Here is an 18,618-nt window from a genome sequence, read left to right on the forward strand (position 1 = left end):
CTAACCCGGCTTCCCCGCCGGCACCCAGCCGCGGCCGGGACGGACGCAGACCGCAGACGGGTCGAGGGTGTCCACCCCCGGCCGGCCGATCAGCGCCAGCGTGCGGTCCACCTCGTCGCGCAGCACCTCGAGGAGGCGCTCGACCCCCCGCGGTCCCCCGGCCGCCAGCGCGTAGAGCCACGGCCGCCCGACCAGGCAGGCCCGGGCACCGAGGGCCAGCGCCTTGACCACGTCGGTGCCCCGGCGCACACCCCCGTCGAGGAGGACGTCGACCTGCTCGCCGACCGCTGCCACGACCTCGCCGAGCGCGTCGAGGGCCCCCGGCAGCGAGTCGGCCTGCCGGCCGCCGTGGTTGGACACCGCCACCCCGGCGCAGCCGACGTCGACCGCCCGCCGCGCGTCCTCGGCGGTCATGAGGCCCTTGAGCAGCACCGGCCCGTCCCACTGCGCGACCATCCACGCCAGGTCGTCCCACGTGTGGCCGGGGTTGAGCAGCCCCTGCGTGGCCGCGGCCAGCCCGCTGGTCCCCCGGGCGTCGGGCAGGAGCCCGGCGAAGTTCGCGAAGGTGACCTTGGGCGAGCGCACCAGCCCGGCCAGCCACCGCGGGTGGCTGAGCACGTCCCACGCGGTGCGCGGGTCCACCCGCGGGGGGACGGTGAGCCCGTTCCGCAGGTCCTTCTCGCGGGCGCCCACCACCGGGACGTCGACCGTCACCACCATCGTCCGGTACCGGCAGGCACGGGCACGGTCGATGAGGGCCTCGATCGTGGCCCGGTCGCCCCACGGGTACAGCTGGAACCACTGCGGCACCCGCACGGCGGCGGCGACGTCCTCGAACGACACGCTGGAGCCCGAGCTCACCACCGACACGGTGCCGAACAGCTCGGCGGCGACGGCGGCCGCGGCCTCGCCCGCGGGGTGGACCATGCGGGCCAGCCCGGTGGGCCCGAGGACCACCGGCAGCGCCAGGTCCTGCCCCATCACGCGGACCCCCTGGGGCCGCGCGCTGACGTCGACCAGCACCCGGGGCCGCAGGGCGACGTCGGCGAAGGCCCGACGGTTCTCGCGCACCGTCGCCTCGTCCTCGGCGCCGCCGTCGACGAAGTCGAACACCATCCGTGGCAGCCGCCGTCGCGCCTGCTCGCGGAGGTCGGCGACCGTGACCCCCCTCGTCCTGCCGCGCACGTGCCCGCGTGCCGCCGGGTCCGGGTGGAGCCGGGTCAGTCGCGGGCCAGCGCCGCGAACAGATCAGGGTCGCTGCGCAGCAGTCGCCGGTAGTTGGCCAGCCACATCTGCTCGCGGAAGCCGTACTTCAGGTAGGCGTTGCGGTAGCTGCGCGCGGTGTGGTCGTCCAGGGGCTTGCCGCCGACGGCCATCGCCGCCAGCTGGTAGCCGGCGCACAGTTCCATGAGCAGGGCCTCGATGGTCGTGTGCTCGAGGGTGTCGCCGACGTGCAGGGAACCGTGGTGCCCCATGAGCAGGGCGCGGCGCCCACCGAGGGCGCGCGCCATCATCTCGCCCTCCTCGCTGGGCACGAGGTCGGGGTCGTCCTTCCAGGCCACGACCTCGTCGAGGAACAGCGCCGCGTAGTCGTAGTAGACGCCGAAGGGCACGTCGGTCGTCGACAGCACCGCCATGTTCCTCGCGTGGGTGTGGATCACGCAGTTGACGTCCGGGCGGGCCTGGTAGATCGACGCGTGGAAGGTGATCCCGACCGACGCCGGCAGCGTGCCCGCCTCGCGGACCTGCATGTCGAAGCCGACCTTGCTGACGTGCTCGGGCAGCGTCTCGTCGAAGTACTGGAAGGGCGTCACGAGGAACGCGTCCTCCCCCGGCACCCGCAGGCTCACGTGGCCGCCGACCTGGCTGTCGAGACCCTCGCGGTGCAGGATCCGGCGCGCCGCGGCGATCTGGAAGCGCGGGTCGCTCTCCGAGACCACGCGGCGGGTGGCGGCGACGTCCTCGACCAGGCTCATCAGGGCTCCTCCGCGGCTGCCGATCGGTCGCCGGCACGACCACTGCCCGGAGTGTAGAAGGTCACAGTTTTCGTCGCTAGTGTCTTCACTACGAACGTCCGCGACGGCGGGGAGGCCACGTGGTGGGGCGCATCGCCGTCCTCGGTGCCGGGGGCATGGGGTCGGCCTTCGCGGCCTTCCTCGCGCGGGCCGGTGCCGACGTCGTCCTCGTCGGGCGCGGCGGGGCGCACGTCCGCGCCGTGGCCGAGCGGGGCCTGCTGGTGGCGCCGCCCGGGGAGGACGCCTGGCGGGTCGACGTCCCGGTGGCGGTCACCGCGGCCGACCTGCCGCACGGCTCGGTCGACGTGCTGGTGGTCCTCACCAAGACCTACGATTCCGCCGCGGCCGTCGCCGGCGCCGCGCCCGCGCTGTCCCCTGCGGGCGTGGCGGTGAGCCTGCAGAACGGCCTGGGCAACGACGCCGTGCTCGCCGGTGCGGTGGGCGGCCGCCGCGCGCTCGTCGGCGTCACGACGGTGGGCGCCACCGTGCAGTCCCCCGGCGCGATCAGCATCACCGGGTCGACCGCAGCCCGGCGGTCCCTCACCCACGTCGGCGCCACGGGGCAGGCACGGGCCGAGGACCGGGCTGACGACGTCGTCGCCGCGCTGGAGGCGGCTGGCCTGCCGGCGCTGCACGCGCGCCCGGTCGACGTCGCCGTCTGGGAGAAGCTCGCCCTGGCGGTCATGAGCCCGGTGAGCTCCGTGCTGCGGGCGACGGTGGCGACCGTCTGGCGGCATCCGGAGGGCCGGGCGCTGGTGGAGCGGATGTTCGACGAGGTGGTCGCCGTCGGGCGGGCCCAGGGCGTCGACCTCGACCGCGACGCGGCGTGGGCCCACGCCGCCCGGGTGTTCGACGGCACCGGCGAGCACCACACGTCGATGTGCAGCGACGTCATGGCCGGGCGCCGCACCGAGTTGTCCGCCATGGCCGGCGCCGTGGCCGGGCTCGCGGTCCGCGACGGGGTGCCGGTGCCGGTGCACACCACGGTGCTGGCGATGCTGCACGTCATGGGCGCCTGAACCCACGATCCCGGGAGGTCGGCATGGCACGGTTGCGCGCGGTGGAGCCGCAGGACTTCACCCCCTCGGTACAGGCCGGGCTCGGGCCCGGCGCGCTCGAGGACCCGCAGGGCCTCGGCCTGCTCCGCGTCCTGGCCCAGCGGCCGGACCTCACCACCGCGTTCCTGGCGTTCCGCCGGGAGCTGACCGCGGCGTCGTGCCTGCCGCCCCGCCTCGTCGAGCTGGTCCGGCTGCGGGTGGCCTTCCACAACCAGTGCCGCAGCTGCATGGCGCTGCGGCAGGCCAGCGGCGTGGCCGACGGCGTCACGGAGGCGCTGGTCTGCTCCCTCGAACGTCCCGAGGAGGCATCCGACCTGACCGCGGCGGAGAAGGCCGCGCTGCACTACGCCGACCTGGTCGCCACCGACCACCTCGCGGTGGACGACGCGGAGTTCGACCGGCTGCGAGCACACTTCTCCGAGCCGGAGGTCGTCGAACTCGGCGTGCACCTCGCGGTGTTCGTCGGCTTCGGGCGGCTGTCGGCGACGTGGGACCTCGTCGACGACCTCCCCGAGCGGTACGCCGACCGCGCCGGCCCGGTGACCCCGTGGGGGGCCGCCGACGCCGTCGTCGCGACGGAGCGCTGAGGCCGCGGTGCGGATCGTCGTCGTGGGGGCGTCGCTGGCCGGCGTCCGCACGGTGCAGGGCCTGCGGCGCCGGGGCAGCGACGCCGAGGTGGTCCTCGTCGGGGACGAGCCCGGGACCCGCGACGGCGTGGCCGCCGACCGCCCGCCGCTGTCGAAGGAGGTGCTCGCCGACCCGTCCACGGCGCCCACCCCACTGGCCGGGCCCGGGGCGCTCGCGGACCTGGACGTGCGGCTGGTGACCGCGCGGGCCACCGACCTCGACCTGGGACGCCGGGCCGTGGTGCTGCACGGCGGCGAGGAGCTGCCCTACGACGCGCTGGTCCTCGCCACGGGCTCGGCGCCGCGGGCCCTGCCCGGCCTGGGACCCCGCCCCGGCGTCCACCTGCTCCGGACCGCCGCGGACGCCCTCGCCGTCCGCGCCGCCGCCCTCCCCGGTCGGCGCGTGGTGGTCGTGGGCGGTGGGTTCATCGGCACCGAGGTCGCCTGGACCCTGCACGCCGCCGGCTGCCCGGTCACGCTCGTCGAGCCGCTGCCGGCACTGCTGCTCCGGGGCCTGGGACCCCAGCTGGGTGCCGCCCTGACCCGACGGCACGTCGCCGCCGGGGTCGACGTCCGGCTGGGGGTGTCGGTCGCCTCGGTCGAGGGCGGCGACGACCGCGTCACCGGCGTCACGCTCACCGACGGCTCCCTCCTGCCGGCCGACGTCGTCGTGCTCGGCCTCGGCACCGTGCCGGCGACCGACTGGCTGGCCGGCTCGGGGCTCGACCTGCGCGACGGCGTCGTCTGCGACGAGCGGCTCGCCGCCCGCGGCGCGCGGGACGTCTTCGCCGTGGGCGACCTCGCCCGCTGGCACCACCCGCGCTACGGGGAGGACGTGCGCGTGGAGCACTGGACCAACGCCGTGGAGACCGCCGGCGTGGTGGCGGCCGGCCTGACCGGGACGCCGACCGTGCACGACGCCGTCCCGTACGTGTGGAGCGACCAGCTCGGCACCCGGGTGCAGGTGGTCGGGCGGGTGCGGCCCAGCGACGAGGTCCGGGTCGTGCACGGCGACCTCGCCGGCCCCTTCGTCGCGCTCACCGGCGGGGACGGCCGGCTGTCCGCCGCGGTGGGCGTCGGCGCGGCGCGTGCGCTGCTGCCCTACCGGAAGCTGCTCGCCCGGGGCGCGGCCTGGGACGAGGCGGTCGGCGCCGGCGCCTGACCCCGCGCGCCGCCGCCCGTCCCGCTCCTCCCCCGCCGGCCCGTGCGGTCAGTCGAAGGCGGGCATCACCTCGTCGTGGATGAGCTGCAACTGCTCCTCGACGGTGGCCACGCCGGGCAGCTCCCGGCCGGTGAACGTCTTGACGATCGAGGCGTCGGTGATCGCGGCGATCAGGTGGTTCACGCCGGTCGGCTCGATCTCCTTGATCTTGGCGGTCACCTCCTCCGGCGTCCCGGCGAAGGACAGCTTCTCGGCGATCTCCGGGGTGGTCAGCTCGATGCCCTTGGCGAGGTCCCCACCGCCGATGGCGGCGATGATCGGCGTGAGGCTGTCCGGGTCGACGCCGTTGCGTTCCAGCTGCTCGGCGGGCATGGACGAGGCGTAGATGCCCACCATGCTGCGCGCGGCGTCCTTGGCCGCCGCGGAGTCCCGGCCCACCGCGACGACGACCCAGGCGCCGAAGTCGAGGGTCGTCCAGTCCTTGCCGGCCCGCTCGGCGCCGATCCGCAGGTGCTGGGCGGCGTACTCGTAGGCCTCTCGGCTGTAGCTGAGCGCGTGGTGGCAGCCGTCGGAGTGCTCCGCGGCGGCCTCGAACGACTTCGGCCCGCGCATGGCGCCCATCTTCACCGGGAGCCGCTGCTGCACCGGGCGGGCGAAGGTGAACAACCCGTCGTAGGAGAAGAACTCGCCGTCGTAGGTGATCGCACCGTCGTCGAGGAGGGTGCGGACGACGTGCACGGCCTCGATCACCCGCGACAGCGGCTTGGTCTTCGTCCAGTCCGTCTTGTACTGGGCGAGCAGGCCGAAGTTGCCGCTGGAGAGGACGACCTCCGCGCGGCCCCCGGTCAGCTCGTCGAGGGTGGCGGCCGCCTGGGCGATGAGGGTGGGCTCGCGCAGGGTCACCGGCGAGACGCTCGGGCCCATCCGCACCCGCGAGGTCTGGGCGGCCGCGGCGGCGAACAGCAGCCACAGGTCCTTGTGCCAGGTCTCGTCGGCGGAGTAGACGGCGTGGAAGCCGAGCTCGTCGGCGAGCTTGATCGCCCGCAACGACTCCTCGAGGGAGTAGTCGGGCAGCATCGCGTAGCTGAACTTCATCGGATCTCCTCACTCGGGGCGGTGGACGACGGTGCGCCGACGGCGCCGCGCCGGATCTGCTGCAGGTGGGCCGCCACCTCGATCGCGTCGCCCTCGGGGACGCCGTCGGAGTGCCGGTCGGGCCGGGCGATGGACAGGTAGAGCAGGCCGGACACCGCGACGATGGCCACGCCGATGGCGACGATCCACCGGTCGAGGAAGGCACCGGTGTCCCCGGGCCGGATGAGCAGGTAGATCGCGATCAGGCCGTAGGCCAGCGCCACGACGTTGACCACCAGGCCCCAGCTGCCGAGGTTCCACAGCCCCGCCGGCCGCCAGCCCCGGAGCCGCTGGCGCAGCGCCGCCAGCACCACGGCCTGGAAGGAGATGTAGATGCCGCAGACGGCGAAGGCCGTCACCCGGGCCAGGGTGTCCGGCCGCCAGTAGACGAACAGGCAGATCAGCATGGGCACGACGGTCACGACGACCAGCGCGTTGATCGGGACCGCGTGCCGGGGCGGGAGGTGCGCCAGCCAGCGGCTGCCGGGGAGCATCCGGTCGCGGCCGAAGGAGTAGAGCAGCCGGCTGCCGGCCGCCTGCAGGGACAGGACGCAGGAGACGAACGCCGTGACGGTGATGACGAGGAAGACCTTGGACCCGACCGACCCGAGCGTGCTCTCGAGGATCCCGGGGATCGGGTCGGTGTCCTCCCCGGCGACGATCGCCTCGAGGTCGGGGGCGGCCAGCACGTACCCCGCGTAGGACAGCAGCCCGGAGACGCCGCCGACGAGGATCGTCAGGATCATCGCCCTGGGGATCCGCCGGGTCGGGTCGGCGACCTCCTCCGCGACGTCGCCGCACGCCTCGAACCCGTAGAACAGGAACAGGCCGGAGAGGGCGGCGGCGAGGAACGTCAGGGAGTACGCCTGGTCCCCGCCGGCGCCCATGGTGTCGAAGAAGACCGAGAAGGGCTGCTCCCGCTGGAAGAGCAGCAGGTAGAGGCCGAGGACGATGACGCCGATCAGCTCCGCGGCCAGGCCGATCTTGGCGACGCGGGCGAGCGTCCGGGTGCCGCTGACGTTGGCGACCAGCGCGAGGGCGAGCAGGCCGACGGCCGTGAGCAGGACGACGCCGGGCGTGGCCTCGATCCCAAAGAGGGCCGCCACGAAGCCACCGCCGAACTCCGCGACGGCGGTGATCGTGACGATCACCGCCCAGATGTAGATCCAGGACACCGTCCAGGCGTACCGCCGGTTCCACAGCCGGCGGGTCCACGGGTAGATGCCGCCGGCCAGCGGGTACTGGGAGACGACCTCGCCGAAGACGAGCGCGACCAAGAGCTGGCCGAGGCCCACGATGACGATCCACCAGATGGCCGGCGGTCCGCCGATGGACAGGCTGAACGCGAACAGCGAGTACACGCCCACCAGCGGCGAGAGGTAGGTGAAGCCGAGCGCCATGTTGGACCAGAGGCCCATGCTGCGCTCGAACTCCCCGGTGTAGCCGAGGGCGGCGAGCTGTTCCTCGTCGGCCGACGAGGCCCCGGGATGCTGCGCGGAAGTGGTCACCGACATCTCCTGATCGGCGGGCTCCGGGTCCCCGTCGGGGGCCGGGGCTGTGCTCCAGCTCACATGACGCGGCGAAACCTATAGAGCCATAGGTCTACCGGGCAAGGGGCCACCGAGCGGGTTCTCGCACCGGCCCGGCGGTCAGCCGGGGAGGAGGTCGCCCCCGTCGTCCACGGCGTGCAGCCGCCACGGCACCCCGGCCACCGGCACACCGGGTCCGGGGAGGTCTCCCCCGTGCTGCACGAGGGCGCCGACCAGCCGCACGGGCGACGTGGAGAGCACCACCCGCCCCTCCTCGTCGACGAGCACGAACGGCGGCGCGGTGGGCCCGAGCCGGCGCAGCAGGTGTCCCTCGAACCGGCCGACCGGGACGTCGGCGCCCACGACGCCGAGGAACTGCCCGCCGGCGAGCACGGGCTCGGTGAGCGTGAGCAGGTACCGGCCGGTGCCGTGGACGTCGACGTAGGGGCCCACCACGTGCCGTCGTCCGGTGCGCCGCGGGACGTCGAACCACTCGGTCGACGGGTAGTCGTAGAACCCGAGACTCGAGGGGCGCAGGTCGGGGGCCAGCGCCCCCAGCCGCCCGGTCACCGGGTCCACCTGCCACCACAGCAGCCGCAGCCGGAACCCGTCCTCGGCCCGCGGCGCGACGATCAGGCCGAGGCCGACGGCCAGCTGGCCCGGGCTCAGCAGGGCCTGCGCCGCCTCCTCCAGGCGGGCGGCCGCCGCACCCGAGGGGTCGTGCAGCACCGGCACCGCGGCCGCCTGCAGCCGGTCCACCTCCGCGAACACCGCCTCGACCACCGCGGCGACGTCAGCGGCCAGGGCCGCCGCTGCCGACGCGGTCACCCGGCCGGCTCCCGCGCGCCGGCGTCCGGCCGCGCCCCCCGCAGCCGGCGCAGGTGCAGGGCCACCGACCAGGCGGTGCGGGTGTCGACGTGCCCGGCGGCGAGCTCGCGGGCCCGGACGGCGTCCCGCGCCTCGACGGCGTCGACGACGGCGCGGTGGCTGGCGACCACCACCTCGAGCAGCCGCGGCTCGGCAGCCGGCGGCCAGGGCAGCTGCCCGAGTTCCAGGTGCAGGTCCATCTCCTGCATGGTCAGCCGCACCGACTGGGCACAGGCGGCCAGCTCGACGTAGAAGCGGCCGTCGGCCCGACGCTGCCCGGGAGAGGTCGCCTCCTTGGCCAGCCGGTCGACCACGTCGCGCAGGCGCGCCACCTCGCGGACCGACGCCCGGGAGGCCGCCAGGCCGGCGGCCGCGGCGACGACCGCGCCGTGCACGTCGCCGAGCTCGCGCAGGTCGGCGGTCCCGAGCTCGGCGAGCCGGGCGTCGGCGAGCCCGGCCAGCGCGGCGTCCCGCAGGCGGACGAAGCTCCCGCCACCCCGGCCGCGCCGGGTCTCGACCAGGCCCAGGGCGCGCAGCTCGGCCAGGGCGTCGCGCAGGGTCACCGTCGAGACGTTGAGCATGGTGGCCAGGTCGTTCTCCGACGGCAGCTGCTCGCCGTCGCCGAGCAGGCCCAGGGCGATGGCGCTGCCCACCCGGCGGACGACCGCCTCGCTGCGCAGGGCACCGTCGTGCAGCGGTGCGAACACCGCCCGACGGGCGTCCCCGCTGAGCACCTGCACCCGTTCCGCCTCCCGCGCCGTGGGCCGCCAGTCTGCCCCTCGTACCCCCGGTCCATGACCATTGATCCCATAGGTTTGCGCCGTTAGCGTGGCCGCACCCTGCCTCGAACAGTGACGAGGAGCACATCCGTGACCCAGGTGCAGCCCGACCGGGTGGACGGCACGGACCCGCTGTCGGTCCCGTTCACGCCCGGCGTCCCGTCCAACCCGCCGGAGCTGGCGGACTACCCCGAGACCCTCGCCGGGCCCCTGCCCCCGCCACGCACCGACCCGAAGACCGCCGCGTTCGTCGAGCAGTGGCGCAACGCCTCGTACAACTGCTTCTCCTCGGGCCACAAGTTCTGCCGGGAGGTCTGCCCGGTCACCCAGGTCGAGCGGAACGAGTCGTGGACGCCGACCGCCTTCCACGCCAACGTCGTCGCGATGGAGCGGGGCGAGCTCGACATCGCCGACGTCGCCGCCGACTACGTCAACTGCACCCAGTGCGGTGCCTGCGAGCTCCGCTGCCCCAACACGCTGTTCACCGGCGACTTCTACCGGTTCCGCACCCGGACGGTCGACGTCGTCAAGGCGGTGCGGTCCCTCGCCGTCGAGAGCGGGGTGCACCAGCCGAACTGGCAGATCTGGAACGAGCGCACCGACCTCCACACCCACGAGCCGGTCCGGGGCGACGCGCCGGTCGGCCAGGAGGAGGTGCGGGACTGGGCCCAGGGCCTCGACATCCCGATCGGCGGCGAGACGGTCCTGTTCGTCGACTGCGAGGCGGCGTTCTACCGGACGTCGGTGCCGCGTGCGGTGGCCCAGATGCTGCAGCTGGCCGGCTACGAGTTCGGCCTGATGGGCGAGCAGTGGTGCTGCGGCGGCCCAGCCGCCGAGATGGGCTACGCCGAGCAGGCCCAGCGCTTCGCCCGCCACAACCTGGACGACTGGCGGAAGACCGGCACCAAGCGACTGCTGGTGCTCGACCCGCACGACTACATCAGCTTCACCGAGGACTACCCGAAGTACTTCGGCGAGGAGTTCGACATCGAGGTCGTGCTGGTCATCGAGGTGCTGGCCCAGCTGCTCCGGGAGGGCCGGTTGACCCCGTCGGTGGGAGTGGACCGCGCGATCACCTACCACGACCCGTGCCGGCTGAACAAGCGCAAGGGCATCTGGGCGGAGCCACGCGAGCTGCTCCGGGCCATCCCCGGCCTGCGGTTCGAGGACGTCGACCGGGTCACCCAGTGGTCCTACTGCTCCGGCGGTGGCGGCGGGCTGCCGGTCGAGAAGCCGGAGCTCACCGCCAAGATCAGCGCCCTGCGACTGGAGCGGGCCGCGGAACTCGACGTCGACACGCTGGTCAGCGCCTGCCCGTGGTCGGAGCGCCCGCTGTCGGAGGCCGGCGACGCGGAGGACATCGACGTCGTCGACCTGCACGAACTGTTCGCGCAGTCGCTGGGGATCACCGTGGGCGGGTCCCGCGGCGACGTCGGCGACCGCCGGCTGGCGCAGGAGCGGACCGGCGTCCCCGGCCGCGCCCGGCGGACCCGCGGCGGTGGCGGTGGCTGCGGGGGCGGCGGCTGCGGCAACGGCTCCGGTGGCTGCGGGTGCGGAGGCCACTGACCATGACGATGACCGAACCGGCGCCCTTCACCCGGGAGCCGCTGGACGACGCCGCCCTCACCACGCTGGTGACGGCGCTGCGGCCGGTGCTGGCCGACGACCAGATCCTGCTGGGCAAGGCCGACCGCTACAACCGGGCCCGGGTGCCGGCGCCCTTCCCCGTGCACCGGTGGTCGGAGCGGGTGCCCGACGTGGTGGTCATGCCCACCTCCACCGAGCAGGTGGCCGCGGTCGTGCGGATCGCCAACGACCTGCGGATCCCCGTCGTCCCCCGCGACGGCGGCACCGGGCTCACCGACGGTGCGGTCCCCCACCGCCGCGGCATCGTCGTCGACGTCAAGAAGATGAACCAGGTCCACGAGCTGGACCTGGTCAACCGCACCGTCACGGTCGGCACCGGCATCAACATGCTCAAGCTCAACGAGCGGCTGGCGCAGCACGGGCTGTTCTACCCGGACGACCCGGCGTCCTACCCGTGCTCGCTGGTCGGCGGGCGGATCGGGACCAGCGGCTGGTCCCTCATCGGCTCCCGGTACGGGCACACCCGCGACCTGGTGCTGAGCTTCGACCACGTGCTGCCCACCGGCGACGTCCTGCACGTCGGCGACGGCATCGGCCACAAGATCAGCAAGTCCTCCAGCGGCTACCAGCTCAAGCACCTGTTCATGGGTCACCAGGGCACGCTGGGCATCGCGACCAGGGCGACGCTCAAGCTGTTCCCCAAGCCGGAGGCCGAGCTCTCCCCGTTCTGGGCGTTCGACTCCTACGACGCGGCGCACGCCTGCACCGGCGCGCTGGCGCGGGCGGGGGTGGCCACGTTCGCCGGCGCGGTCCTGTTCGACGAGCACAAGGTCGCCTACCTGCGCCGGGACGACGAGGCCTACATCCCGCAGCCGGCCGACGTCCGCGCGCTGGTCTGCGCGGTCATGTACGGCTACGAGGACGAGGTGCGGGCCGGCGGCAAGCGGCTCTTCCGGATCGCCAAGGAGCACGGCGCCCGCTACCTCGGCGACGAGATCTCCGAGGGCGACTGGGCGGCCCGGCACGACCGGTACGCCACCCCCCTGCACGGGCGCACCAAGGAGGGCCAGGTCATCCCGATGTCCTGGCACTGCGAGGACGCCGCGGTCAACTTCTCCGCCGTCCCCGCCGTCAGCCGGGCCTGGCACGAGATCCTGGCCGACCTCCGCCGCAGGACCGACGTCTTCGACGACTGGGGCATGTTCGCCTACACCTCGGCCGCCACCGGCGTCGACTACCTGACCGAGATCGACGTCGGCATCTGGGAGCAGCGGCTCGACGACGCCGCCTGGGACGCCTGGGTGCAGGCCAAGCGGGACATCGCCGCGGTGGCGCTGGCGCACGGCGGCTCGATGAGCGCCTGCCACGGCTCCTGCCGCGAGGGCGAGGTCGACCTCGTGCCCCAGGAGCTGGGCCGTGGCTTCGACGTGATGCTCGACGTCAAGCGGGCCCTGGACCCGAACAACGTCATGAACCCGGGCAAGTACCTGCTCGACCGCGCCTACGGGAGGGACACGACCGATGAGGGACGTTGACGACGGTCCTGACGGCGACCCGGGGCCGGCCGCGACGGCGCCGTACCGCTTCGCCGAGCAGCACACCCCGCCGCCGGCGGTCCGGGTGAGCGAGGTGGCGCAGACCACCTTCGAGCACGTCTACGAGGTCGACCCGCGGCTCATGGAGGAGCACGTCCTCCAGCAGGTGTTCCCCAACTGGGACACGCTGCGGATCATGCGCAGCCGGCACGACCACCTGTCCTGGATGCACCAGCACTTCGCCGAGAAGGTGGTCACCGGCTCGGAGATCCTGGCCGAGGTGGAGCGGGAGGCCTCGACCCCGCCGCCCCCGTGAGACCGCCCCGCAGGACCGACCGACCGCCCGGCCGGGAGCCGCCTCAGGCGCTCCCGGCCGGGGCACGTCCCCGACCAGACCCCCGTGCGGAGCGCACGGACCCCGGACGAGAGGGATCTCCATGAGCGAGGAGCTCGAGTTGCGCAACGTGGTCGGCGGCGAGCACGTCGACACCGCCGACGGCCACCGCACGGACCTGGTCGACCCCAGCACCGGCGAGGTGTTCGCCTCCGCACCCGTCTCCGGGGCCGAGGACGTCGACCGGGCCTACCGCGCGGCCGCCACCGCGTTCGAGGGCTGGCGGGACACCACGCCGTCCGAGCGGCAGCGGGCGCTGCTGCGGCTGGCCGACCTGGTCGAGGAGCACGCCGAGGAGCTCGTCGCCCTGGAGAGCCGCAACACCGGCAAGCCGATCGGGCTGACCGCCAGCGAGGAGATCCCGCCGATGGTCGACCAGATCCGCTTCTTCGCCGGGGCCGCCCGCACCCTCGAGGGCAAGGCCGCCGCGGAGTACATGGCCGGGCACACCTCGTTCGTCCGGCGGGAGCCGATCGGGGTGGTCGGCCAGGTCACGCCGTGGAACTACCCGATGATGATGGCGGTCTGGAAGATCGCGCCGGCCATCGCGGCGGGCAACACCGTCGTCCTCAAGCCGAGCGACACCACGCCGGTGACCACGCTGCGGCTGGCCGAGCTGGCCGCCGAGGTCATGCCGCCCGGCGTCCTCAACGTCGTCTGCGGCGACCGCGACACCGGCCGGGCCCTGGTGGAGCACCGCACCCCGCAGCTCGTGGCCATCACCGGGTCGGTCCGGGCCGGCATGGAGGTCGCCGGCGCCGCGGCGCGCGACGTCAAGCGGGTGCACCTCGAGCTGGGCGGCAAGGCGCCGGTCGTCGTCTTCGACGACGCCGACCTCGAGGCCGCCGCCGAGGCGATCGCCGTCGCCGGGTACTTCAACGCCGGGCAGGACTGCACCGCCGCCTCCCGCGTACTGGCCGCCCCTGGCATCCACGACGACTTCGTCGCCGCCCTCACCGAGCAGGCCCGCAGCACCGCGACCACCTACGCCAAGGGCGCCGAGGACGAGGACGCCCTGGTGCCGCCGGTGAACAACGCCGACCAGCTGGCCCACGTCACCGGCTTCCTCGACCGCGCCCCCGCGCACGCCGAGGTGACCACGGGTGGCCACCGCCAGGGGGACCGCGGGTTCTTCGTCGAGCCGACCGTCGTGGCCGGCCTCCGGCAGGACGACGAGATGGTGCAGCGGGAGATCTTCGGCCCGGTCATCACCGTGCAGCGGTTCAGCGACGAGGACGAGGCGGTGCGCTGGGCCAACGGCGTCGAGCTGGGCCTGGCCTCCAGCGTCTGGACGAAGGACTTCGGCCGGGCGATGCGGATGAGCAAGCGGCTGGACTTCGGGTGCGTGTGGATCAACACGCACATCCCGCTGGTCGCCGAGATGCCGCACGGGGGCTTCAAGCACTCCGGCTACGGCAAGGACCTCTCCCTCTACGGCCTGGAGGACTACACCCGCATCAAGCACGTGATGGCCAACATCGAGTCCTGAGCCCCCGGTCCGGCTTCGATGGCCGGCCGCTCTCAGCCGGTGGCGTCGGCCGGCTGGGAGCGTCGGCCGGCCAGGAGCACGGACACGAAGGCGGCGACCACCACCGCCGCCACCCACGGCGCCAGGTGCCGGACCAGCGGCGAGGCGGACAGCCAGAGCACCTGCCAGGCGCCGGACAGCGCGTCGCCGAGGCCCCGGGGCAGCCCCGCCCCGGGTCGCAGCGACGGCTCGAGGTAGCCGACCGCCGTCAGCACCGGCCCGACGGACCAGGCGACCAGCACGACCAGCGGCCACCACCCCAGCCGGGCAGCCGGCCGCACGCCGACGGCCACCAGCGCACCGGCCAGCGCGGCCGCCTGCACCCACGCCAGCGCCGTCCCGCCGAACCCCCCGGACAGCAGGGCCGAGGGCAGGAGGGAGGACAGCCAGCCGGGCAGGACGCCGGCGAGCAGGCCGAGCGCGACCCCGGCGCCGGGACGCCCGGCCAGCGCCAGCGAGCCGGCCGCCCAGGCCAGCGCGGTCGTCGCGACGGCCACCGCGCACAACCCGACGAGCACGCGGCTGTCGGCGTCGAACCCCGAGCCGCGGCCCGCCGCCGCCACTGACTGGCCCAGGGTGGCCAGCAGCGCCAGGCCCGTCCCGGCCCCGGTGGCGAGCAGCGCCCGCGCGCGCCGGCCGGACCGGCCGAGCAGTCCCGTCAGCCCGCCGAGGACGCCGCCGACCGCGGCGCCCAGCACCAGCAGGGTCAGGGACCCGGCCCGCAGGGGCAGCGCCAGAGGCGCAGCCCGGCCGGCGCCCTCCAGCAGCCACGGCAGGAAGCCGCACACCCAGAAGACCAGCGCCGAGACCGGCACCAGTGCCCACGACGGCAGCCGGGGAACGGTCCGGGGTGGTGCGGTCGCCGCGGTCGAGTCGAGCACGGCGACAGTCCTACCGCCCCAGCACCTCACGGAGGGCGGCGAGGACCAGCGCCACCGTGTCCGGTCGCGCGTTGTGCCCCATCAGCCCGATCCGCCACACGCTCGCCGCGTAGGACCCGGCGCCCGCCCCGATCTCCAGGTCGTAGCGCTCGAGCAGCTCCTTGCGGACCGCCGCGGAGTCCACGCCGTCGGGCACCCGCACCGTGGTGAGCTCGGGCAGGCGGTGACCCTCCGCGGCGAACAGCTCGAGCCCGAGCTCGGCCAGTCCGGCGTGCAGCAGCCGGCCGGCCTCGGCGTGCCGGGCGTGCACCGCGTCCAGGCCCTCCTCCAGGATCCGGCCGAGCCCCGCGTGCAGGGAGACGACCATCCCGGTCGGCGCGGTGTGGTGGTACGTCCGCCCGCCGGAGCCGGCGGCCTCCCCCGCGTACCCACCGAGCATGCCGAGGTCGAGGTACCAGCTCTGCGGCTTCTCGATCCGCCGCTCCCACGCCCGCTCGTTGATCGTGAAGGGGGCCAGCCCCGGGGCGACCCCGAGGCACTTCTGCGACCCGGAGTAGGCGAGGTCCACGCCCCACTCGTCCAGCCGGACGGGGATGCCGCCCAGCGACGTCACGCAGTCGGCCAGCAGCAGCGCGTCGCCCTTGCCGGCGGCCAGCGGTGCGAGGTCGGAGAGGACCCCGGTCGAGGTCTCGGCGTGCACCGCGGCGATCAGCTTGGGGGCGGGATGCGCGGCCAGCACCCGCTCCGCGTCGACCGGCTGCCCCCACTCGTGCTCGACGGCGACCACCTCGGCGCCGCAGCGGGAGGCGACGTCGACCATGCGCTGCCCGAACAGGCCGTTGACCGCGACGACGACCGCGTCGCCCGGGCCGACGGTGTTGACGAAGGCCGCCTCCATGCCCGCCGAGCCGGTGGCCGACAGCGGCAGGGTGCGCCGGTTCGCCGTCCCGAAGACCTGGCGCAGCCGGTCGGACGTCTCGTCGAGGATGCCCAGGAACACCGGGTCGAGGTGGCCCAGCAGCGGCTGGACGAGGGCGACCGTCGCCTCGGGATAAGGGTTGGAGGGGCCGGGTCCGAGCAGGGTGCGGGCGCGCAGCGGCATGTCCAGCAAACTACCGGCGTGACCCCCGACCAGCCGGGCGACCTCGACCGCGCGGCGACGGAGGCGATGTGCCGGCAGGGTTCTCGTCGGAGGCACCTGCCAGCCTGCGCGGCATGAGGACTCCAGGCGCCGACGGGTTCGACCTCGTCTTCGGCCGGTGGCAGGTGCACGACCGCCAGCTGCGCGACGACACCGACCCCGTCTGCGAGGAGTGGGTCGAGTTCGACGCCACCAGCGAGGCGTTCCCGGTGCTGCACGGCCTGGGCCACGTCGACCGGATCACCGTGCCGGACCCGCCGGAGGGGCCGGCCTTCGAGGGCATGACCCTGCGGCCGTTCGACCCGTCGACCAGCACCTGGAGCATCCACTGGAGTTCCACCCGCACGCCCGGCCGGCTCGACCCACCGGTGGTGGGCCGGTTCACCGACCGGCTCGGCGTCTTCGAGGGCGAGGACGTGCTGGCCGGCCGGCCGGTGCGGCTGCGCTTCGAGTGGCGCGTCGACGCCGACCGGCCCAGCTGGCACCAGTCCTTCTCCTGGGACGGCGGCGGGACCTGGAGGGAGAACTGGACGATGACCCTCAGCCGTGCCGGGTGAGCCTCAGCGCGTCGGGTCGGTCGGCCCCGGGGCGCCGGGCTCCCCGGGCAGGGCCGGCTCCTCGGGCTTCGCGTCGATGCCGGCTTCCTTCCGCTGCGCCTCGGTGATCGGCGTCGGCGCGCCGGTCAGCGGGTCGAACCCGGCGCCGGTCTTGGGGAAGGCGATGACCTCGCGGATGGAGTCGACGCCCGAGAGCAGCGCGGACAGGCGGTCCCAGCCGAGCGCGGCGCCGGCGTGCGGCGGCGGCCCGTAGGCGAAGGCCTCGAGGAAGAAGCCGAACCGCTCGCGGGCCTCCTCACGGGACATCCCGAGGGTCTCGAACACCCGCTCCTGCAGCTCGGCGTCGTGGATGCGCACCGAGCCGCTCATCACCTCGTTGCCGTTGACCACCATGTCGTAGGCGTCCGACAGCGCGGCGCCCTTGTCCTCGGCGAACCGGTCGCGCCACTCCGGGGTGGGCGAGGTGAACGGGTGGTGCATGAAGGTCCAGTCGCCGGTCTCGGTCTCGGTCTCCTCGAACATCGGGAAGTCGACGACGAAGAGGAACGACCAGGAGCCGGGCTCGATCAGCTCCAGCCGCCTGGCGATCTCGTTGCGCGCGGCCCCCAGCAGTTCCTGCGAGGTGCGCCGGGCGCCGGCGGCGAAGAAGACGCAGTCCCCCGGCTGGGCGCCGACGGCAGCCACCAGGCCGGCGCGCTCGGCGTCGGAGATGTTCTTGGCGACCGGCCCACCGAGGGTGCCGTCCTCGGCGATGGTCACGTAGGCCAGCCCGCGGGCGCCCCGCGACTTCGCCCAGTCCTGCCACGCGTCGAACGCCCGCCGCGGCTGGGAGCCGCCGCCGGGCATGACCACGGCGCCGACGTAGGGCGCCTGGAAGACGCGGAACGGCGTGTCCGCGAAGTAGGAGGTGAGCTCGGTCAGCTCGACGCCGAAGCGGAGGTCGGGCTTGTCGGAGCCGAACCGGTCCATCGCCTCCCGGTAGGTCATCCGCGGGATCTCCGGGACGTCGTAGGACGCCAGCTCCCGCCACAGCGCCCGGACGACGTCCTCGGCGATGGCGAGCACGTCGTCCCGGTCGACGAAGCTCATCTCGAAGTCCAGCTGGGTGAACTCCGGCTGCCGGTCGGCGCGGAAGTCCTCGTCCCGGAAGCAGCGGGCGATCTGGTAGTAGCGCTCCAGCCCGCCGATCATGAGCAGCTGCTTGAACAGCTGCGGCGACTGCGGCAGCGCGTACCACCGGCCCGGCTGCAGCCGGACGGGGACGACGAAGTCGCGCGCCCCCTCGGGGGTCGACCGGGTCAGCGACGGGGTCTCGACCTCGACGAAGCCGTGGCCGGCCATGACGCCGCGGGCGATCCGGTTGACCTCCGAGCGCAGCCGGATGGCCCGGGCGGGGCCCTGCCGGCGCAGGTCGAGGTAGCGGAACCGGTAGCGGACGTCGTCCCCGGCAGCGGCGTCGGTCTCGATCGGGAACGGCAGCGGGGCGGCCGAGGAGAGCACCCGCAGCTCGGCGGCGGCCACCTCGACGTCGCCGGTGGGCAGCTCCGGGTTCTCGTTGCCCTCGGGCCGGCGGCGCACCTCGCCGGTCACCAGCACGCAGAACTCGTTGCGGAGGGCGTGCGCCTCCTCCTCGCGGACGACGACCTGGACGTAGCCCGAGGCGTCGCGCAGGTCGACGAAGACGACTCCGCCGTGGTCGCGGCGGCGGGCGACCCAGCCGGCGAGGGTGACCGTGGAGCCGGCGTCCGAGGCGCGCAGCGTCCCGGCGTCGTGGGTGCGGAGCACGTCAGTGCCTTTCGGTGGGGTGGGTGGCGGGCCGGACGAC

The 18,618-nt window shown here is 74.3% G+C and carries 17 protein-coding genes; 8 read left to right on the forward strand and 9 right to left on the reverse strand.

Annotation, left to right across the window (positions count from 1 at the left end; genetic code table 11):
• Both GCU56_RS11305 and GCU56_RS11310 read right to left on the reverse strand, forming a co-directional pair.
• The gene (locus GCU56_RS11305) at positions 1-1,185 is read right to left on the reverse strand and encodes an alpha-hydroxy-acid oxidizing protein (protein WP_204331885.1); all 1,185 of its coding nucleotides are present in this window, start codon (positions 1,183-1,185) and stop codon (positions 1-3) included.
• A 35-nt stretch (positions 1,186-1,220) separates the two neighbouring features.
• The gene (locus GCU56_RS11310; RefSeq protein WP_163481828.1) at positions 1,221-1,976 is read right to left on the reverse strand and encodes a class II aldolase/adducin family protein; all 756 of its coding nucleotides are present in this window, start codon (positions 1,974-1,976) and stop codon (positions 1,221-1,223) included.
• A 119-nt stretch (positions 1,977-2,095) separates the two neighbouring features.
• Here GCU56_RS11310 and GCU56_RS11315 point away from each other — a divergent pair, with 119 nt between their 5' ends.
• Genes GCU56_RS11315 through GCU56_RS11325 form a run of 3 tightly spaced genes read left to right on the forward strand, consistent with a single transcriptional unit; the run spans position 2,096 to position 4,861 of the window.
• Positions 2,096-3,034, forward strand: coding sequence for a 2-dehydropantoate 2-reductase (locus tag GCU56_RS11315; protein WP_163481829.1), 939 nt, complete (start codon positions 2,096-2,098; stop codon positions 3,032-3,034).
• Between the two features lie 23 nt (positions 3,035-3,057).
• The gene (locus GCU56_RS11320) at positions 3,058-3,660 is read left to right on the forward strand and encodes a carboxymuconolactone decarboxylase family protein (RefSeq protein WP_163481830.1); all 603 of its coding nucleotides are present in this window, start codon (positions 3,058-3,060) and stop codon (positions 3,658-3,660) included.
• A 7-nt stretch (positions 3,661-3,667) separates the two neighbouring features.
• On the forward strand, positions 3,668-4,861 hold the full coding sequence (locus tag GCU56_RS11325) for an FAD-dependent oxidoreductase (RefSeq protein ID WP_163481831.1): 1,194 nt from the start codon (positions 3,668-3,670) through the stop codon (positions 4,859-4,861).
• Positions 4,862-4,909: 48 nt separating this feature from the next.
• Here GCU56_RS11325 and GCU56_RS11330 read toward each other — a convergent pair whose 3' ends face one another.
• From GCU56_RS11330 to GCU56_RS11345, 4 genes are all read right to left on the reverse strand, one after another.
• Entirely contained in the window at positions 4,910-5,956 is a 1,047-nt protein-coding gene (locus GCU56_RS11330) for an LLM class flavin-dependent oxidoreductase (protein ID WP_163481832.1), read from the reverse strand.
• Positions 5,953-7,503 (reverse strand): amino acid permease, encoded by a 1,551-nt coding sequence (locus GCU56_RS11335; RefSeq protein ID WP_204331886.1) that lies wholly within the window; start codon positions 7,501-7,503, stop codon positions 5,953-5,955. The genes GCU56_RS11330 and GCU56_RS11335 overlap by 4 nt, the downstream gene beginning before the upstream one ends.
• A 141-nt stretch (positions 7,504-7,644) precedes the next feature.
• Positions 7,645-8,352 (reverse strand): cache domain-containing protein, encoded by a 708-nt coding sequence (locus tag GCU56_RS11340; RefSeq protein WP_163481834.1) that lies wholly within the window; start codon positions 8,350-8,352, stop codon positions 7,645-7,647.
• Positions 8,349-9,131: an FCD domain-containing protein gene (locus GCU56_RS11345; RefSeq protein ID WP_163481835.1), complete on the reverse strand. Its 783-nt coding sequence runs from the start codon at positions 9,129-9,131 to the stop codon at positions 8,349-8,351. Before GCU56_RS11345 ends, GCU56_RS11340 begins: the two co-directional genes overlap by 4 nt.
• 129 nt (positions 9,132-9,260) lie before the next feature.
• Here GCU56_RS11345 and GCU56_RS11350 point away from each other — a divergent pair, with 129 nt between their 5' ends.
• From GCU56_RS11350 to GCU56_RS11365, 4 genes are all read left to right on the forward strand, one after another.
• Positions 9,261-10,736, forward strand: a complete 1,476-nt coding sequence (locus GCU56_RS11350) for a heterodisulfide reductase-related iron-sulfur binding cluster (protein ID WP_204331887.1) — start codon at positions 9,261-9,263, stop codon at positions 10,734-10,736.
• 2 nt (positions 10,737-10,738) lie between these two features.
• Positions 10,739-12,292 carry an FAD-binding oxidoreductase gene (locus tag GCU56_RS11355; protein ID WP_204331888.1) on the forward strand — a complete coding sequence of 518 codons (1,554 nt, stop codon included), beginning with the start codon at positions 10,739-10,741 and terminating at the stop codon, positions 12,290-12,292.
• Positions 12,279-12,608, forward strand: coding sequence for a hypothetical protein (locus tag GCU56_RS11360; RefSeq protein ID WP_163481836.1), 330 nt, complete (start codon positions 12,279-12,281; stop codon positions 12,606-12,608). Before GCU56_RS11355 ends, GCU56_RS11360 begins: the two co-directional genes overlap by 14 nt.
• A 121-nt stretch (positions 12,609-12,729) precedes the next feature.
• Positions 12,730-14,175 (forward strand): gamma-aminobutyraldehyde dehydrogenase, encoded by a 1,446-nt coding sequence (locus tag GCU56_RS11365; RefSeq protein WP_163481837.1) that lies wholly within the window; start codon positions 12,730-12,732, stop codon positions 14,173-14,175.
• Positions 14,176-14,207: 32 nt separating this feature from the next.
• On the opposite strand, the gene GCU56_RS11370 is transcribed toward GCU56_RS11365, so the two are convergent.
• Both GCU56_RS11370 and GCU56_RS11375 read right to left on the reverse strand, forming a co-directional pair.
• A complete protein-coding gene (locus tag GCU56_RS11370; protein WP_163481838.1) occupies positions 14,208-15,095 on the reverse strand; it encodes a hypothetical protein in 888 nt (295 codons plus the stop codon).
• A gap of 10 nt (positions 15,096-15,105) precedes the next feature.
• Complete coding sequence (locus GCU56_RS11375; protein ID WP_163481839.1) at positions 15,106-16,197, reverse strand: pyridoxal-phosphate-dependent aminotransferase family protein; 1,092 nt, start codon at positions 16,195-16,197, stop codon at positions 15,106-15,108.
• Positions 16,198-16,310: 113 nt separating this feature from the next.
• On the opposite strand from GCU56_RS11375, the gene GCU56_RS11380 reads away from it, so the two are divergent.
• Positions 16,311-16,793, forward strand: coding sequence for a hypothetical protein (locus tag GCU56_RS11380; protein WP_163481840.1), 483 nt, complete (start codon positions 16,311-16,313; stop codon positions 16,791-16,793).
• Between the two features lie 3 nt (positions 16,794-16,796).
• Here the strand turns inward: GCU56_RS11380 and aspS are convergent, their stop codons facing one another.
• Positions 16,797-18,578, reverse strand: coding sequence for an aspartate--tRNA ligase (gene aspS, locus GCU56_RS11385; protein ID WP_163481841.1), 1,782 nt, complete (start codon positions 18,576-18,578; stop codon positions 16,797-16,799).
• Positions 18,579-18,618: the final 40 nt, after the last annotated feature.

Source organism: Geodermatophilus sabuli (assembly GCF_010686765.1).
GTDB lineage: Bacteria > Actinomycetota > Actinomycetes > Mycobacteriales > Geodermatophilaceae > Geodermatophilus > Geodermatophilus sabuli_A.

Bases quoted from the DNA above. Each gene is read 5' to 3' on its own strand.
- GCU56_RS11310 (WP_163481828.1), bottom strand. From the start codon at position 1,976: ATGAGCCTGGTCGAGGACGTCGCCGCCACCCGCCGCGTGGTCTCGGAG.
- GCU56_RS11320 (WP_163481830.1), top strand. From the start codon at position 3,058: ATGGCACGGTTGCGCGCGGTGGAGCCGCAGGACTTCACCCCCTCGGTA.
- GCU56_RS11330 (WP_163481832.1), bottom strand. From the start codon at position 5,956: ATGAAGTTCAGCTACGCGATGCTGCCCGACTACTCCCTCGAGGAGTCG.
- GCU56_RS11355 (WP_204331888.1), top strand. From the start codon at position 10,739: ATGACGATGACCGAACCGGCGCCCTTCACCCGGGAGCCGCTGGACGAC.
- GCU56_RS11360 (WP_163481836.1), top strand. From the start codon at position 12,279: ATGAGGGACGTTGACGACGGTCCTGACGGCGACCCGGGGCCGGCCGCG.
- GCU56_RS11365 (WP_163481837.1), top strand. From the start codon at position 12,730: ATGAGCGAGGAGCTCGAGTTGCGCAACGTGGTCGGCGGCGAGCACGTC.
- GCU56_RS11375 (WP_163481839.1), bottom strand. From the start codon at position 16,197: ATGCCGCTGCGCGCCCGCACCCTGCTCGGACCCGGCCCCTCCAACCCT.
- GCU56_RS11380 (WP_163481840.1), top strand. From the start codon at position 16,311: ATGAGGACTCCAGGCGCCGACGGGTTCGACCTCGTCTTCGGCCGGTGG.